Genomic DNA, 15,500 nt, shown 5'->3' on the forward strand with positions numbered 1-15,500 from the left:
ATGGTTTATTGCTTAAGTAAGTTCAACGTGCGCGGCCGCTTTGCGACCGTGACATTCTGGCGTTTCCCAGATCAGAACATGTAGCCACCACTGCAGACGAGCACCTGGCCGCTGACGTAATTCGATTCCGGAATGCAGAACAGATAGACCGCTCCTGCGGCTTCTTCCGGCGTGCCCGCGCGGCCAAGCGGGATGCCGGCTTCCATCGCCTTCATCACCTCGGGATTGACTCCCACCTTGATGTCCTTGCCTTCGATCTTGATCGCGCCGGCACCGCCCGCGACTTCGGTGAGGCGGGTCCTGATCAGGCCGAAGGCGACGGAATTCACGTCGACCTTGTAGCGCCCCCACTCCTTCGCCATGACCTTGGTCATGCCGTTGACGCCGGCCTTGGCCGCGCCATAGCCCAGTTGGCCGGCATTGCCGCCGACGCCGGCAAGCGAGGAGATGTTCACCACCTTGCGGAAGACCTCGCGGCCCTCCTCGGCCTCCCTCCTGGCCGCCAGCCGGATGAAGTCCGACGCCGCCCGCAACACACGAAACGGCGCCGTCATGTGAACGTCGACCATCGCGTACCATTGTTCGTCGGTCATCTTGCCGACGGTGTTGTCCCATGTGTAGCCGGCATTGTTGACGATGATGTCGATGCCATCAAATGCGTCGAGGGCCGTCTTCACCAGGCGATCGCCGAAATCGGGATTCGTCACCGAGCCGACACAGGCGACCGCTCCGGAACCCGACAGCTTCACCGCCTCGACTGCTTCCTCCGCCAGGGAAGCATCGAGATCATTGATGACGATGCTGGCGCCCTCACCTGCGAGTTTCAATGCGATCTCGCGGCCGATGCCGCGGCCGGAACCTGTTATCAGCGCCACCTTGCCATCAAGCTTTCCCATTGTTGTCCCTCCCATCCAGGAATTCGCGAACCGCTTTGGCGGCCTCGTCCGCGCTCGAGATCAGAAACAGATGACCGTCGTTGAGGACACGCAGACGGCTGTCGCGGATCAGCATCGAGAGCACGCGTGCATTGGCGAGCGGAACGACCGGGTCGTCGTCACCGGCCAATACCAGCGTCGGCTGCGCGAGCAGTGGAAGCCAGGGCATGCTGGTCCAGCCGAGCAGCGCCAGTTGCTGGTAGAGATAGCCACGACGGCTCGTCGTGCGAAACTCCTCGACCAGCAGGCGCTCGGTGCGCGCCTTGCCTCCGTAAATCTCACCGGCGATCTGCTTGCGGTAGCCGGCGTCATTGAACCGCCTCGGCGTCATGAATTTTGACAGCACCGAGAACCTTGGCGGCACCATCAGCATGCCTTGCGAGGTTGCCGCGAGAACCAGCTTGCGGCAGCGGTGCGGATTCTGCAGCGCGAACTGCTGCGCAAGCGCACCGCCCCAGGATACGCCCAGCACGTCCACCCGGCCGTAGCCCAGCCTGTCCAGCACAGCCGATGCCAGCATGGACAGCATCCACAGGCGGTAGGGCAGGATGGTGGCTTCGGATTTTCCCGAACCCGGCACGTCGAAGGCGATGATCTCGCGGTCCTCGAGCGCATCGGCGAAAGGCATCAGCATCTCCAGGCTGGCGCCAATGCCATTCAGCAGCAGCAGCGGGGTCCTGCGCCTGGCCGTGACACGGCCAGACGGCGACGCGGATATTCTTGCCGAAAACCCTGAGCTGGCGCGAAGACATCTCGCGCCTGTCGGGGTCGCGAGCCCGGTGTTCGGAGACTGTCTCGTTCTTGCGCCGCAAGGTCTCATCCACGCTCATGAACATAGGTCCCGGGTGCGGCACATAGTGGGGGGAATTCGGCGTTGCCTTCCGCTCGTGGCGCGCCAACCATCCTGCCGGCGCGGGCGGAGGTCCAGGCAACGCCATGATCCCACCAGCTGCCCGCGTGTCTTTCCGCCGTCGTCAGCCACTCTTCCGCCGACTCCGGTTTGTTCTCGTTGGTGAAGAAGCTGGCCTTCGGGTTTCCCGGCGGCGAGACGATGGTCTGGATATGGCCGCTGTTGCCGAGCACGAACTGGCTGCGTTCCCCCAGAAGCCGGGCGCTGCGGTACACGCTCTGCCAGACGCAGAGATGATCGTTGGCGGCGCCCAGGACATAGCTGTCGATGTCGAGCTGCGACACCGGCGCGATCGCGGTGCCGCGCACTTCCATCGCGCCGTCCTTAAGGAACGGATTCGCATCCACGAACGCCGAAAAATCATGGTTGAACTGCGCGGTCATGCCGGTCCCGTCGCCGTTCCAGTAAAGCACGTCGAAAGCGGCGGGCGTGGTGCCCATCAGATAGTTGGACACCCAGTAGTTCCAGATCAGGTCGTTGGGCCGCAGCATGGCAAACAGCAGCGTGAATTCATTGGCGCTGATGCGCTTGTTACGGCTCACCTTGCGCACCATCTGGCGGGCCATCCCGTTGCGCGGCTCAGCAAAGGCACTGAGTGAGGGCGCCTGCGCCATCGCCTTGGTGTCGAGCGGCGAGACAACCAGCAACAGGCTGTTGATCTTGCGGGTCTTCCTGGCGGCATAATAGCCAGCCAGCGAAACCGCGACGGGACCGGCGCCGCACACCGCCCACAGATTGACATCGTTCGAACCGGTGATCGCGGACGCCGTGCCGATGGCGGTATCGATCGAGTCCTGGTATTCGCCCATGCCCCAGCGATCGTGCCGCTTCTGCGGATTGCGCCAGGCCAGCATGAAAACAGTGTGGCCGTTCCTGATGTAGTGCTCGATGATCGAGCGGCCCGGCGCGATATCGAAAATGTAGAACTTGTTGACGATGGAAGGGACGATCAAGATCGGGCGCTCGTGCACCTTTTCGGTCTGCGCCCGATACTGGATCAGTTCGAACATGTCGGTGCGCAGCACGACCGAGCCCGGCGACACAGCCAGGTTTTCGCCGACCCTGAACGCACTGTCGTCGACCTGCGACGGAATCGGACGCAGCTTCGCGATGTCCCCGGCCAGGTTTCTGGCGCCCCGCACCAGGCTGGCGCCGCCGGTTTCGATGGCGGCACGCATCGCTGCCGGATTGCCAAGCAGGCTGTTGGTCGGAGCACCGGCCTCGACGAGCTGATCGAGCAGGAAACGTTCCTTCTCGTTCAGCGCGACGTCCGCGAAACCCTTCAGCGCGGATCGCCAGGCGAGGTAGCCCTGGAGCAGTCCCGCATAGAACAGGTTCTCGGTGTAGGCCTTGTCACCGAACCGGCGATCGCCCTGCTCAGGCTGCCGTTTCTCCGCCGTGCCGGTGGCGATCCTGGCGATATCGGTCCAGAAACCGAGCGTCGCCCTGCCGAGTGCCATCGGCTGGCGCGCCGCTCGGAACAGCAGATCGACCGCGGTCCCGTACAAATCGGACGGCAGGAAATTGCCCGTCACATTCTGGCCGAGCGCGCTGTCGATCGTCCGCCTGACCTGCTCGCTGGCCGGCCCGCCCTCATTGGCCGGCGCGGTCGGTGCCCGCTTTCCGGCGTTCATGCGGATGCCTCCGCGCGCCACTGATAGTCGGTGGACGACCTTGCGAATTCGATGAAATAGGCAAGCGAATCCGGGTTCGCCATCGCATCACGGCTCGCCGCTTTCCCGGGTTCCCAGCCCATCAGGATCTTGCGGATCGGCACTTCCATCTTCTTGCCGGTCAGCGTGTAGGGTACGGCGTCGATCGCGTAGATCCTGTCCGGCACATGCCGAGGGCTGTAGTCCTGCCTGAGACGCCTGTTGATGCCGGCGCGGATCTCGTCGGACATCTCGAAGCCCGGCTTCAACCTCACGAAGAGCGGCATGAAAAAATTGCCGCCGGGCAATTCGCAGCACACGATCAGGCTGTCGGCCACTTCCGGCTGCTGTTCGACGGAGCGATAGATCTCGGCCGTGCCGATGCGCACACCGTAGCGGTTCAGTGTCGAATCCGACCGGCCATAGATGTAGCAGCCGCCGCGCCGGTTGATCTTGAGGAAGTCGCCGTGACGCCAGACGCCGGCGAACACGTCGAAGTAGGATTCGTGATAGCGCTTGCCGTCCGGATCGTTCCAGAACTTCACCGGCATCGATGGAAACGGATTGGTGACGACCAGTTCGCCCACCTCATCCACCAGCTCCCTGCCGTCATCGCCCCAAGAGCGCACGTCCATGCCCAGCATGCGGGTCTGGATCTCGCCGGCATGGACCGGCAGGCTCGGCGCCGCCCCGACAAAGCCCGAGCAGATCTCGGTGCCACCGGACTGCGACGTAACCCAGAGGTCCTTCTTCACGCCCTTGTAGAACCAGGCGAAGGTTTCCGGCGTCGAAGGGGCGCCCGCCGCCATCACGCATTCCAGCGCCGACAGGTCGAATTTCCCACCCGGTTCCAGCCCGGCCTTTTCCATGATCTGCACGAAGGTCGGGCTGGCACCAAACATCGTCGCCCCGGTATCGGCGGCGAGCTTCCACAGGAAATCCGTTTCGGGGTGCGCGGGATTGCCGTCATAAAGCGTGGCAGCCGAGCCGGTCAGAAGCGCGGCCACCAGAAGGTTGAACATCATCCAGCCGGTTGTCGAATAGAAGAACATGTTCGATCCGGGCTTGAGATCGAGCTGGAAGTGCATGAGCTTCAGATGCTCGACGAGAACACCGACATGGCTGTGCACGATCGCCTTCGGCAGGCCCGTCGTGCCTGACGAGAACAGGATCCAGATCGGATGGTCGTGCGCCACGCGCTCGAATTTGAAGTCGGCGCGCGACGGTGCCCGAGCATCCATCAGGCTGTGCCACTGGGTGACATTGGCGACGCCCTCCAGCCTGGCATTCCGGTCGAGGTAGGGTAGCCAGATCACGTGCTCCAGCGTCGGCAGCGCATCGGTGATCGACCTGACGTCGCCACGCCGGTCGAAATCCTTGCCGCCAAAACGGTAGCCGTCCGCGGCGAAGATCAGTTTCGGCTCGATCTGCGCGAAACGCTCGATCACGGTCTTGACGCCGAATTCCGGTGCTGCGCTCGACCAGATCGCGCCGATGGCGATGACCGCGATCATCGCCACCGCCGTTTCGGGCAGGTTCGGCATGTAGGAAACCACGCGATCGCCCGGATTTATGCCCAGCTTGCGCAGCTGCGTTGCCAGCTTGCGTACATCGTTGCCGAGCTCGGCCCATCCCATCCGCCCGAGAGGCCGTATCTCCGAGAGATGATGGAAGGCAACGTCGTCCGGCCGCGCCTTCGTCTCGTAGCGCAGGAGATGTTCGGCATAATTGACCGTCGATCCCTCGAACCACTTCGCGCCCGGCATCCGCCGACTGTCCAGCACCTGCGCGTAGGGCATGCCCGATTGCACGTCGAAATAGTCCCAGATGCTGGCCCAGAACGCCTCGATCTCGGTGACCGACCATTGCCGCAGCGGTTCGTATTCCGGGAAGTCGAGACCGCGCTCCGTCTTCAGCCACTGCATGTACGCATGCAGGTTGGAGCGTTCGACGAACGCCCGCTTCGGCGTCCACAGCAATTCGCCTTCACTGACCATTTTCACCTCCCACGAATTCTGATGTTGCTGGCACCGCACTCATGGCGACCTCAGGCAATCATTCCGCCATCCACCACGAGGTCACTGCCCGTGATGTAGCTGGCTTCGCCCGAGGCAAGGAAAAGGACGCAATTGGCTATCTCGGCCGGTTCGGCGAAACGACCCATCGGAATGCGTGCCAGCGAGCGCCCGGCAAAGGCTTCCGCTTCCCCGGGGTCGAGCGCGGCGAGCGCATCGGCCACCATCTGCGTGCCGGCGAAACCGGGGCTTACCGTATTGACGCGGATGCCGTAGCCGTTGCGCGCGCAGTGGATCGCGGCCGAGCGGGTGAACATGCGGACCGCGCCCTTGCTGGCATTGTACGCCGGCAAACCAGGATCGCCGACCATGCCCTCGACCGAAGCGATGTGGACGATCGATCCTCCCCTGCCCTTCATCCGGGCGATCGCAGCCTTGGTGCCGAGGTAGATGCCGTTGAGGTTGATGTTGATCGTGCGGTTCCACTCGGCGTCCGAGATATCCTCGACGCTTGCGATCGAGCCGACACCGGCGCTCGAGACAAGCACGTCGAGCGGTCCGAACGCCTTTTCCGCAGCATCCAGCGCGGCATCCCAGGCCTTGGCATCCGTCACGTCCAGCCTGTGAAAGGCGGCCCTGTCGCCCAGCGTCCTGGCGGCGGCCTCTCCGCTGGCCGCATCGACGTCGGCGATCATCACCCTGGCGCCTTCGCGCACCAGCGCCTCCGCCGATGCCAGGCCGAGCCCCTTGGCTCCGCCGGTCACGATCGCCACCTTGTCCTGAACGCGTCCCATTTCTCCTCCCTTCGCGGTTGTCCCGCCGTGCTTTTCCGTTTCAGCTCACCTTCTCGAACAGCGTGACCACACAGGCACCGCCCAGACCCAGATTGTGCTGCAGGGCCAGACGCGCGCCCTCCACCTGGCGCGCGCCCACGACGCCGCGCAGTTGCGCGGTCAGCTCGGCGCATTGTGCCAGTCCGGTGGCGCCAAGGGGGTGTCCCTTGGACAGGAGGCCTCCGGACGGGTTGACGACGACGGCGCCGCCATAGGTGTTGTCGTTGTCGCTGACGAGCCTTTCGGCCTCTCCGGGACCGCACAGGCCGAGCGCCTCGTAGGTGATCAACTCGTTGTGGGCAAAGCAGTCGTGCAGTTCGATGACATCGATGTCGCGAGGGTCGATGCCCGTCTTGTCATAGACCTGCCTCGCCGCCATCCGCGCCATTCCCGCTCCGACCACGTCGCGCATATCGCGCGTTGCCGGATCGATTGCCGGATCGGTCGTCATGACCTGAGCCGAGATCACCACACGCATGTCGAGCCCGTGCCTGCGGGCGAATGCAGGTGAGCACAGCAGGCTCGCCGCAGCACCGCATGTCGGCGGGCAGGCCATGAGGCGGGTCATCACACCGTCCCACAACATGGGTGAAGCCATGACGTCTTCCACGCTTAGCGGCTTGCGGAAAATCGCCATCGAATTGTGTTCGGCGTGACGGCTGGCCTTGGCCCTGATGCTGGCAAAGGTTTCCAGCCTGGTCCCGTACTGCCGCATATGCGCCAGGCCGGCGCCACCGAAATAGCGGATGGCGATCGGAAGCTCCGCATGACCCGCCAGCCTGTCGGCTTCCTGATCGAACAGGTCGAACGGGCTTTCGCGGTCGGTGAAGACATTGCCGATGGCGCCGGGACGCATCTGCTCGAAACCGACCGCCAATGCGCACTCGACCGCGCCGCTCGCCACTGCCTGCCGCGCCAGGAAGAGAGCCGAGGAGCCTGTCGCGCAATTGTTGTTGACGTTGAAGATGGGAATTGCGGTCATGCCCGCCTGATAGACGACGCGTTGTCCCGCGCAGCTGTCGCCGTAGACATAACCGGCATAGACCTGCTGGATCACATCGTAGGACAAACCGGCATCCTGCAGGCACAGGGCAATTGCCTCAGCACCCATGCGCACATAGCTGTCGCCGGCATCCGGCTTCCTGAAGGGGATCGCTCCGACCCCCGCAACGACGACCTGCATGGACGCGGCATCTCCCTGGCGCACGGCGAACGGCCGAGCGCTCCTCCAATCGGCCGGCTCTTTTCCGGTTACAAAAAGGCTGACGACGCATCCGTCGATCGCCGTCAGCCAGGGGTCATGGTCTCTCGCGCGGCAAGCCGCGCATCGAGCTACCGATTGACCGTGACGATCGGCTCGCCGACGAAGCCGAAACTCTGCAGCACGCCGAGCAGTTCGCGGTGGCCGAAAGCCTGGCCTGCCGAAGCGAAGCCCGCACGCCTTGGTGGCTGCTGGATCAGTGAATAGGCAGCGTAGGCCTGCAGAAGACCGGTCTGCTTGTAGTTGCTGTTGCCATGGATGACGACATGCACGCGGGTCAGCGGACCGGAGGCGTGGACCGAGTCGATCGAGCGGTTGATGCGCGGATTTTCGCGCGGCGGCATGTTCGACTGGATCGACGAGGCGATCTTCTGCAATTCCTCGATCTGTTTGTCCATCGGCAACGGCTTGATGTTGTCTTCGTACATCTTCACCGTGGCGATGACGCCTTCCATGACCGGGCGCGCAAACACGCCGGCTGCCACCTTCACATTGGCGACGCGCGGATCATCCTTGAACCAGATCGGATGGCTGGTGCCGCCCCAGGGCAGGGCCAGCCCCATCTCGTGCTGGCCTGGAACGACGACGTCAAACTTGGTGCTGGTCGGCCATTCCTTGTATTCATTCTGCTCGAGATAGTACCACTTCGCCTTCAGGATGGTGAAAATGGTCTGCGTCGATGCCGTGGTCGGGAACCCGCCCCACAGCGTCAAGATGTCGAGTGTGTCGAGGCCCGGGGTTTCCAGCGCGATCTGTGCCGCGATCTCGCCGGTGGTGTACATGTGGGCGACGCCGGGAGAGAGCAGCAAGCCCTTCCTGGCGAAATCGGCGCCCCACTTTTCCTTGCACTCCAGGACCCAGTCCTGCTCTCCGGTGGTATCGAGATAATGACAGCCGGCTTCGAGACAGGCCTCGACCACGTCACCGCCATAGGAGATGAACGGGCCGACGGTGTTGCAGACCACCGATGCGCCCTTGAACAGCTTCACCAGGGAGGCCTTGTCGTGCTTGACGGTGGTGACGTCGAACCGCGCGGTTTCGGTGCCGGGCAGTTTGTCCATGACGTCCTTGACGAGCTTTTCGTTGCGGCCGACCGCCGTGAAAGGCACGTTCAGTTCACGCAGGTATTCGCAGATGAGACGGCCTGTGTAACCAGACGCGCCGTATACGATGACAGGCTTCTTGTCGGTCATGGAATTACCCTGAATGTTAGGTGAATTATCGCGGGTTCAAATGGGCGCGCGCCCTAGGTCCCCATGCCGCCGTCGACCGGAAGCCCGATGCCGGTGATGAACCGCGCGGCATCGGAGCAGAGGAAAACGACCGCATCGGCGATTTCCGGCTGCTCGGCCAGCCGACCGAGGGGCGTCTGTTCGACAACGCCGCCGACCGCTGTCGGAACATCCGGCGCAAGGCCGAGCGCGACGATGTCATTGGCCAGGGCGACACCCATCGCATTGGCGATCAGTCCCGGATAGACGCAATTGACCCGCACGCCATAGCCGAGCTTGCCGGCCTCGACCGCTGCGACGCGGGTCATGCGATCGACCGCGGATTTGCTGCCCGAATAGGCGGCGATGGCCGGAAACGCGATCGTCGCGGCGACCGAAGCAATGTTTACGACCGAGCCGCCGTTGCCTGCGGGGCCGCCCGGCCGCATGGCACGAAAGGCATGCTTCATGCCCAGTGCCGTGCCAACGCAATTGATGTTGAACATCCGCAACATGCTGTCGGCATCGATATCAGCCACGAGCGCCGTGACTTCGATGCCCGCATTGTTGACGACGATGTCGAGGCCACCGATCTGCTCGATGATTTGCGGAACGGCGGCTTCCCAGTCCTTGTCCTTGGTGACGTCCAGATGGACGAAGCCGGTCCTTGCTCCCTTGGCCGCGAGGTCCTTGGCGGTCGCCCGGCCAACATCATCCTGAATATCGCCAATCACGACATCGGCGCCGGCCGCGACCAAAGCGGCAGCAATGGCTGCGCCGATCGACTGGGCGCCACCGGTAACGAGAGCCTTCCTCCCCTTGAGATCTCCCATGTCAGCACCCGCTCGGCCTGGATGGGCTGCAGTCGCCGTTGAAATGCGTACCTCGCTTTTGCGAAACCATCAGACTCTCCTCCCGTAGATCGCTGATCGATACAAACCAGTATGGAAACGATACTTTACGACTGTCAAGTTTTCTTTTGACAAGTGTCAAGATTCATTGCGAAGCCTGCGATCCGTCGGGTGGAACATGGGCTCACGGAGTGCCTGTTCCACCAGATCGCCTGCCGCGTCCCCAAACAGAACCGGCTTGGAGAAACTCTAGAAAAGCTTCATCAGCCGAACGGTGCCGATGAAATCGTTGCGGAAGCCGCCCTGGGTGTTGAGGTCGGTGCCGATCATCCCCTGCACCTGCAAGGTGGGCGTCAGGAATGTGCTGCCGAACAGCCGCAACTGGTCGGAACGGGTCTTCGTGCCGGCATAAGTGTCGTTGACGAAATCCTTGCCGCCGAAGGTGCCCGAATAGCCGAACGAAACATTGGTCGTCGCCGAGAACTGATAGCGAAGATACGCCTGAACCTGCACGGAGGCGTCACGCGAGAACTCGATCCCGTTCTCGGAATGGTCGGATCGCACGGCGACGTCGAGAGCGCCGTCGAAGAAGAAGCCATTGCCGAGGCCCTGGATCAGGCCGATCTGCGGCGTGAAGGTCCAGGTGCCCGAGCCGATGTTGATTGCCCCCGGTTCGTCGCGGAAAGCGCCGGTAGGGAGGGAGACATAAGCCGTGACGCCAAGCGTGGTGCCGGTCGGGTCGGCGCTGCTCAGCGGCCATGCGGTGATACCGAACGTCAAGTCGCCAATGCCGCTCTTCGTCAGCGGTTCGGCCCCTCCGATCCGTGCCTCGGTGAAACCGCCAAACGGCAGGAAGGCCTGCAGTCCGACCGGTACCCCGCCAACGCTGGTGTAGTGCAGATAGCGTGCGATCCCGATTCCGAGGCCGAGTTTGGAATCCGGTACTTCGCCGACCCCGTCTACCTTCAGTTTCGAACTCTGCGAATACTGCCCGTAAAGCAAAAGCGCATTGGTCCCGGCAGGCAGCACCGTGTAGTCGCCGGGCATGATGTCAATTGCATTCGCGGGTACGGCAAACAAGACCGATGCAGCAAGCGCGATCGGGCTCATCCAGTGGCGCGGTCTGGTCATGCTCTCTCCCTCTCCCTCCGGCCGAAGCCGACTTGTCAAGCGTCAAGTAAAAATATTCAGTCGTCAAGGAAAATTTTGACAAGTGGATAAAAACGCTGCCAGGCCGCCTGTCCACGACAGGAAAGAGGCGTCGGGCGCAATCGTATCGGGCGCCGCAAAGACCGGACCAGCGGTGGAAAATCGGTGTCGGCGACCGAGGATGCTCGTTCAGGAAGCGCCTGCGATCCGACAGGCGCAGCATGGCCGCCGCGAACAATGGCGGTCCCCGCCTGTGCATGCCGGCGTCATGTCGAAGCTTGGTCGGAATGCCTCAATCCGAGGTGCGTTTGATTGCCCCGGCAACAGACATCACCGCCCCGGGGCGTGATGTCTGCCTCCCGCTCAGCGATGCGACAGACGTTCAGGGGCCATCAAACGACCAGGGCCACCGCCAGACCCGAAAAAGCCAGCAGGAAGCCGCAGATATAGATGCGGAACGTGGTCTGATAGCGGGTCGCCGCATCCGCGTGGATGCGGTTGTTGAGCATCCGGAACAGGACGATGGTGAAGAGAACGGCACTGCCGAACAGCGCCAGCGCGATGATGAAGTCAGAAGCACTGTAAAGAGCGGGCGACGAGCCATCGGCCTGCGAGGCCCAGTTGGCCAGGAACGCCAGCAGGAAGCCGAGGACGATGCCGACGGACGTGACCATCGGCTGTCGGTAGCCGGCAATCTCGCTCTCGAACTCCTTCTTCTGGTCGTCCATGCGGATCACCCCTTCCTGCAACGTCGATCCGGCAGATCGCTCCGCATCCTGAGGCTGCCGCATTCCAGAATGCCATGTTTTCACCCGCTCCGCAGGATGCAACTGTACGGACACTCGGGCTATGAAGCGTCCGCTTCGAAGAAATGCGGAAAACTCCGGCGAATCTCCGGCAGGTCGTCCAGCACCCTGCGCAGATGAATCTGCATGATCCCCGCTGCGCCGTCCGCGTCCGCCGCCGCCACCTTCTCTGTCAGGCGGCGGTGGTCGTCGACCAGCACATCCATATGGCCGCTCTGGATCGACAGCTTGCGCAGCCGGTCCATGTGCTTCTTTGCATCGGAAATGAAACTCCAGACGCTCTCCCGTCCCGCCAGCGCGCAGAACAGGCCATGCATGCGTTCGTCGGCCTCGAAGAAAAGCTCGGGGCTGTTCTCGTAGATCGCCAGTTCCTGTTCCTCGATCGCCTGCCTGATCCCGAGCAGGATGCGCCTGTTCGACTGGGTGGCCGCCTCCGCCACGATGGCCATCTCCAGTTTTTCGCGAACAAACTGCGCGGTGCGCACGGCATCGAGGCGGATCGGCGCGATGATGACACCTGCCCGCGCCCGCAAATCGACCAGACGCTCGGCGCTCAGTCTCGAAAGCGCTTCGCGGACCGGCGTACGGCTTACCCCAAGCATCTTCGCCAGCGCCTGCTCGCCAACCGGCTCGTTCGGCTTGAGTTCAAGCGAGACAATCTTGTGCGACAGCGTGCGATAGCAGTGCTCTGCCGCCGAAATCTTGGACTCTTGCGCCAATCCGCCAATCTCCATTCCCTGTGTTTTCTTGTATGCAAGTTCGCGAACTGTCAAGTATATCGGGTTGCCTCGGGCGACGAAGCCCCAGATATCGCTCGCTTGACACTCGATCATATTCTTGCATACAAGGATACAAACAGGGGAGGAAGCCTGTGATGTCGAGTGATCGGGCGAGATGCGGGACGAGCAGCCAAGGCGGCCTGCATGGCTGAGCTGGTCTTCGACGCGGGCGATATTGTCGGCGAAAGCATCATCTGGTCTCCCGCGGAGAAGGCGCTCTACTGGGTCGACATCGGCGGCAGCCGTATCCATCGGCTGGAACCAGCAAACGGTCGCCACAACCTCTGGCCGACACCGACCATCGTCACGTCGATCGGCATGCGCGGCGACGGCGGCTTCATCGTCGGCATGCAGCGCGACGTCTGCCTGTGGGCGCCGGACGGCGGTTTCGAGACTTTCGCTGTCCCCGAGCCCGACCTGCCGGACAACCGCCTCAACGAGGGCAAGGTGGCGCCGGACGGCTCGTTCTGGGTGGCTACCATGCAGAACAACCTGAACCCGGATGGCTCGCCCAGGGAGATGGATCGGGCTTCGGGCGCGGTCTACCGCATCGACCCCGACGGGACCGTGAAACAGCTGACACCCAACGAATACGGCATCTCGAACACGATGGCCTGGACCGACGACGGCGGCTTCCTCTTCGCCGATACCGTCGCCAACGAGATCTACCGGTTCGACCATGACGTCGATGGCCGGACAATCGGCAACCGGCGCACGATCGTGTCGGGGTTCGCGCCGGGCCTGCCTGACGGGTCGTGCATGGATGCGGCAGGCACGTTGTGGAACTGCCGCGTCGTCGGCGGTGCCGCCGTTGCCAACTTCGACACCGACGGTCGCCTGCTGCGCATGGTAGACCTGCCCGCCACATGGCCGACAAGCTGCACCTTTGGTGGAGACGATCTGTCGACGCTCTACGTCACCTCGGCCCGTTTCACCATGACCCCGGATCATCTTGCGGCGCATCCGCTCGAGGGCGGCGTGTTCGCGCTCAATCCAGGTGTCCGAGGCCGTCCGGAACCAAAATTCGGTCCGGGACCCCTATCCGTCGAAAAGGAGCAGAGATGATGGCCGAATTCAGCGGCAGGAGCATCGTCGTCACCGGCGGCAGCCTGGGCATGGGCCGCGCCTGCGCGGAGCGTTTTGCCAGCGCCGGCGGCAAGGTGCTGGTCATCGCCAACGACAAGGCCTCGGTCGACACGGCTGTCGCCGAGATCGGGACGAATGCGGCGGGTTTTGTCGGCGATGTGCGCAAGGCCGATGACATGCGGGCGGCAATGGGCCTCGCTGTCGAGAAGCACGGCGGCGTCGATATTCTGGTCTGCTGCGCCGGCATCCAGCGCTACGGGACGGTGGTGGATACCGCGGAAGACGTCTGGGACGATGTTCTCGACATCAACCTGAAAGGCATCTTCCTCGCTGCGAAATTCGCCATCCCGGAGATGAGGAAGCGCGGCGGCGGTGCCATCGTGGCGATATCATCGGTGCAGTCCTACGCCTCGCAGGCTGGCGTGGCCGCCTATACCGCCAGCAAGGGCGCCATCAACGCCCTGGTGCGCGCGATGGCGCTCGATCATGCCCCGGACAACATCACGGTCAACGCAGTCTGCCCGGCTTCGATCGACACGCCGATGCTGCGCTGGGCAGCGGATCTGTGGAAAGGCGACAGCACCGCCGAAAGGACGCTGGAGGCCTGGGGCAAGGGGCACCCGATCGGCCGCGTCGGCAAGGCGTCGGAAGTGGCCGACCTGGTGGCGTTCCTCGCCAGCGACAAGGCGCGCTTCATCACCGGTGCCGACATGAAGATCGACGGCGGCGCCCTGTCGAAACTCGGCATCGTGCTGCCCGAATAGGATGACAGGGATGAAGCCGGCGCCCGACTTCCGCTCGAAGGATTTCCTCATCGCGCATATGCGCGAGATCATGGATTTCTACCATCCGATCTGCCTGAACACCCTCGATGGCGGCTATTTCAACGAATATCGCGACGACGGGCTCATCACCGATGCCAAGACCCAGCACATCGTCTCCACCACGCGGTTCATCTTCAACTTCTCCATAGCGGCGGATGTGCTCGGCCGGCGCGACTACATCGATACCGCCGCGCATGGCGTGCGGTATCTCGCCGAGGTGCATCGCGACCCGGACCATGGCGGCTATTTCTGGGTGATGAACGGGCGTGAGCCCGCAGACACAACCAAGCATTGCTACGGCCACGCCTTCGTGCTGCTGGCCTATGCCTCGGCCGCCAGGGCCGGGATCGCCGGCGCGAAGGAAAAGGTCGCCGAGACCTGGGACCTGCTGGAACAGCGCTTCTGGGAGCCAGCGCGCCAGCTCTACAGGGACGAGATCAGCCGCGACTGGTCCACCGTATCGCCTTACCGCGGCCAGAACGCCAACATGCACATGACCGAGGCGATGCTTGCCGCCTACGAGACGACCGGCGAGACGCGCTATCTTGACCGGGCAGAGACACTGGCAAGGCGCATCTGCGTGGAACTCGCCGGCCAGGCACAGGGCGTTGTGTGGGAGCACTATCACGAGGACTGGTCCGTCGATTGGGATTACAACAGGGACGATCCCAAACACCTGTTCCGTCCCTATGGCTACCTGCCCGGCCATATGACGGAATGGACCAAGCTGCTGCTGATCCTCGAACGATACCGGCCGCGCGACTGGCTTCTGCCCACAGCCGTCACGCTCTATGAAACGGCGTTGGCCAGGAGCGCCGATCTCGAATTCGGCGGCATGCACTACAGCTATGGGCCTGACGGCAGGCTGTACGATCTCGACAAGTATCACTGGACACATTGCGAGACGGTGGCTGCAGCCGCAGGCCTGGCGATGCGCACCGGACGGGAGCGCTACTGGCAGGACTATGACCGGCTCTGGGGTTACAGCTGGCGGCACCTGATCGACCACGAGTACGGCTGCTGGTTCCGCATCCTTTCCCCCGACGGCGTGAAGCGGAGCGAGATCAAGAGCCCTCCCGGCAAGACCGACTACCACCCCTTCGGCGCGTGCTGGGAGATCCTGCGCGTTCTTGGGGAGGTGAAGTAGCACCAGGAGCAATTCCAGGAAAAGTGCGTAGCGGTTTTCCG

The 15,500-nt window shown here is 63.1% G+C and carries 14 protein-coding genes; 3 read left to right on the plus strand and 11 right to left on the minus strand.

Translation table 11 applies throughout. The features are described from left to right. Positions 1–71: 71 nt before the first annotated feature. The 11 genes from ACFJIU_RS23555 to ACFJIU_RS23605 all read right to left on the minus strand — a co-directional run bounded on the left by ACFJIU_RS23555 (position 72) and on the right by ACFJIU_RS23605 (position 12,342). Positions 72–896 carry an SDR family NAD(P)-dependent oxidoreductase gene (locus ACFJIU_RS23555; RefSeq protein ID WP_379064078.1) on the minus strand — a complete coding sequence of 275 codons (825 nt, stop codon included), beginning with the start codon at positions 894–896 and terminating at the stop codon, positions 72–74. After that, on the minus strand, positions 883–1,755 hold the full coding sequence (gene phaZ, locus ACFJIU_RS23560) for a poly(3-hydroxyalkanoate) depolymerase (protein ID WP_379064080.1): 873 nt from the start codon (positions 1,753–1,755) through the stop codon (positions 883–885). The genes ACFJIU_RS23555 and phaZ overlap by 14 nt, the downstream gene beginning before the upstream one ends. Continuing rightward, complete coding sequence (locus ACFJIU_RS23565) at positions 1,752–3,479, minus strand: alpha/beta fold hydrolase (RefSeq protein ID WP_379064082.1); 1,728 nt, start codon at positions 3,477–3,479, stop codon at positions 1,752–1,754. The genes phaZ and ACFJIU_RS23565 overlap by 4 nt, the downstream gene beginning before the upstream one ends. Next, positions 3,476–5,494: an acetoacetate--CoA ligase gene (locus ACFJIU_RS23570; protein WP_379064084.1), complete on the minus strand. Its 2,019-nt coding sequence runs from the start codon at positions 5,492–5,494 to the stop codon at positions 3,476–3,478. Before ACFJIU_RS23570 ends, ACFJIU_RS23565 begins: the two co-directional genes overlap by 4 nt. 50 nt (positions 5,495–5,544) lie before the next feature. Then, entirely contained in the window at positions 5,545–6,306 is a 762-nt protein-coding gene (locus tag ACFJIU_RS23575) for a glucose 1-dehydrogenase (protein WP_379064086.1), read from the minus strand. Positions 6,307–6,346: 40 nt separating this feature from the next. Next, the gene (locus tag ACFJIU_RS23580; RefSeq protein WP_379064088.1) at positions 6,347–7,528 is read right to left on the minus strand and encodes a lipid-transfer protein; all 1,182 of its coding nucleotides are present in this window, start codon (positions 7,526–7,528) and stop codon (positions 6,347–6,349) included. Positions 7,529–7,677: 149 nt separating this feature from the next. Beyond that, positions 7,678–8,799 carry a DUF5938 domain-containing protein gene (locus ACFJIU_RS23585; RefSeq protein ID WP_379064090.1) on the minus strand — a complete coding sequence of 374 codons (1,122 nt, stop codon included), beginning with the start codon at positions 8,797–8,799 and terminating at the stop codon, positions 7,678–7,680. Between the two features lie 53 nt (positions 8,800–8,852). Then, positions 8,853–9,650: an SDR family NAD(P)-dependent oxidoreductase gene (locus ACFJIU_RS23590; protein WP_379064092.1), complete on the minus strand. Its 798-nt coding sequence runs from the start codon at positions 9,648–9,650 to the stop codon at positions 8,853–8,855. Between the two features lie 267 nt (positions 9,651–9,917). Next, the gene (locus ACFJIU_RS23595) at positions 9,918–10,799 is read right to left on the minus strand and encodes a transporter (protein ID WP_379064094.1); all 882 of its coding nucleotides are present in this window, start codon (positions 10,797–10,799) and stop codon (positions 9,918–9,920) included. A gap of 410 nt (positions 10,800–11,209) precedes the next feature. Further along, positions 11,210–11,608: a hypothetical protein gene (locus ACFJIU_RS23600; protein ID WP_379064095.1), complete on the minus strand. Its 399-nt coding sequence runs from the start codon at positions 11,606–11,608 to the stop codon at positions 11,210–11,212. A gap of 56 nt (positions 11,609–11,664) precedes the next feature. Continuing rightward, the gene (locus tag ACFJIU_RS23605) at positions 11,665–12,342 is read right to left on the minus strand and encodes a GntR family transcriptional regulator (RefSeq protein ID WP_379064097.1); all 678 of its coding nucleotides are present in this window, start codon (positions 12,340–12,342) and stop codon (positions 11,665–11,667) included. 204 nt (positions 12,343–12,546) lie between these two features. Here ACFJIU_RS23605 and ACFJIU_RS23610 point away from each other — a divergent pair, with 204 nt between their 5' ends. The 3 genes from ACFJIU_RS23610 to ACFJIU_RS23620 are packed head-to-tail and all read left to right on the plus strand — an operon-like array spanning position 12,547 to position 15,459. Further along, complete coding sequence (locus ACFJIU_RS23610; RefSeq protein ID WP_379064099.1) at positions 12,547–13,467, plus strand: SMP-30/gluconolactonase/LRE family protein; 921 nt, start codon at positions 12,547–12,549, stop codon at positions 13,465–13,467. Continuing rightward, positions 13,467–14,252 (plus strand): SDR family NAD(P)-dependent oxidoreductase, encoded by a 786-nt coding sequence (locus ACFJIU_RS23615; RefSeq protein WP_379073205.1) that lies wholly within the window; start codon positions 13,467–13,469, stop codon positions 14,250–14,252. The genes ACFJIU_RS23610 and ACFJIU_RS23615 overlap by 1 nt, the downstream gene beginning before the upstream one ends. Before the next feature lie 10 nt (positions 14,253–14,262). Then, complete coding sequence (locus ACFJIU_RS23620) at positions 14,263–15,459, plus strand: AGE family epimerase/isomerase (RefSeq protein WP_379064101.1); 1,197 nt, start codon at positions 14,263–14,265, stop codon at positions 15,457–15,459. The last annotated feature ends 41 nt before the right edge of the window (positions 15,460–15,500 follow it).

Source organism: Mesorhizobium sp. UC74_2 (assembly GCF_042701485.1).
In the GTDB taxonomy this organism is placed as follows: domain Bacteria; phylum Pseudomonadota; class Alphaproteobacteria; order Rhizobiales; family Rhizobiaceae; genus Mesorhizobium.

Coding starts and splice junctions, on each gene's coding strand:
- ACFJIU_RS23570 (WP_379064084.1), bottom strand. CDS start 5,494: ATGGTCAGTGAAGGCGAATTGCTGTGGACGCCGAAGCGGGCGTTCGTC.
- ACFJIU_RS23620 (WP_379064101.1), top strand. CDS start 14,263: ATGAAGCCGGCGCCCGACTTCCGCTCGAAGGATTTCCTCATCGCGCAT.
- ACFJIU_RS23575 (WP_379064086.1), bottom strand. CDS start 6,306: ATGGGACGCGTTCAGGACAAGGTGGCGATCGTGACCGGCGGAGCCAAG.
- ACFJIU_RS23600 (WP_379064095.1), bottom strand. CDS start 11,608: ATGCGGCAGCCTCAGGATGCGGAGCGATCTGCCGGATCGACGTTGCAG.
- ACFJIU_RS23615 (WP_379073205.1), top strand. CDS start 13,467: ATGGCCGAATTCAGCGGCAGGAGCATCGTCGTCACCGGCGGCAGCCTG.
- ACFJIU_RS23585 (WP_379064090.1), bottom strand. CDS start 8,799: ATGACCGACAAGAAGCCTGTCATCGTATACGGCGCGTCTGGTTACACA.
- phaZ (WP_379064080.1), bottom strand. CDS start 1,755: ATGAGACCTTGCGGCGCAAGAACGAGACAGTCTCCGAACACCGGGCTC.
- ACFJIU_RS23590 (WP_379064092.1), bottom strand. CDS start 9,650: ATGGGAGATCTCAAGGGGAGGAAGGCTCTCGTTACCGGTGGCGCCCAG.
- ACFJIU_RS23565 (WP_379064082.1), bottom strand. CDS start 3,479: ATGAACGCCGGAAAGCGGGCACCGACCGCGCCGGCCAATGAGGGCGGG.
- ACFJIU_RS23595 (WP_379064094.1), bottom strand. CDS start 10,799: ATGACCAGACCGCGCCACTGGATGAGCCCGATCGCGCTTGCTGCATCG.
- ACFJIU_RS23555 (WP_379064078.1), bottom strand. CDS start 896: ATGGGAAAGCTTGATGGCAAGGTGGCGCTGATAACAGGTTCCGGCCGC.
- ACFJIU_RS23580 (WP_379064088.1), bottom strand. CDS start 7,528: ATGCAGGTCGTCGTTGCGGGGGTCGGAGCGATCCCCTTCAGGAAGCCG.
- ACFJIU_RS23610 (WP_379064099.1), top strand. CDS start 12,547: ATGGCTGAGCTGGTCTTCGACGCGGGCGATATTGTCGGCGAAAGCATC.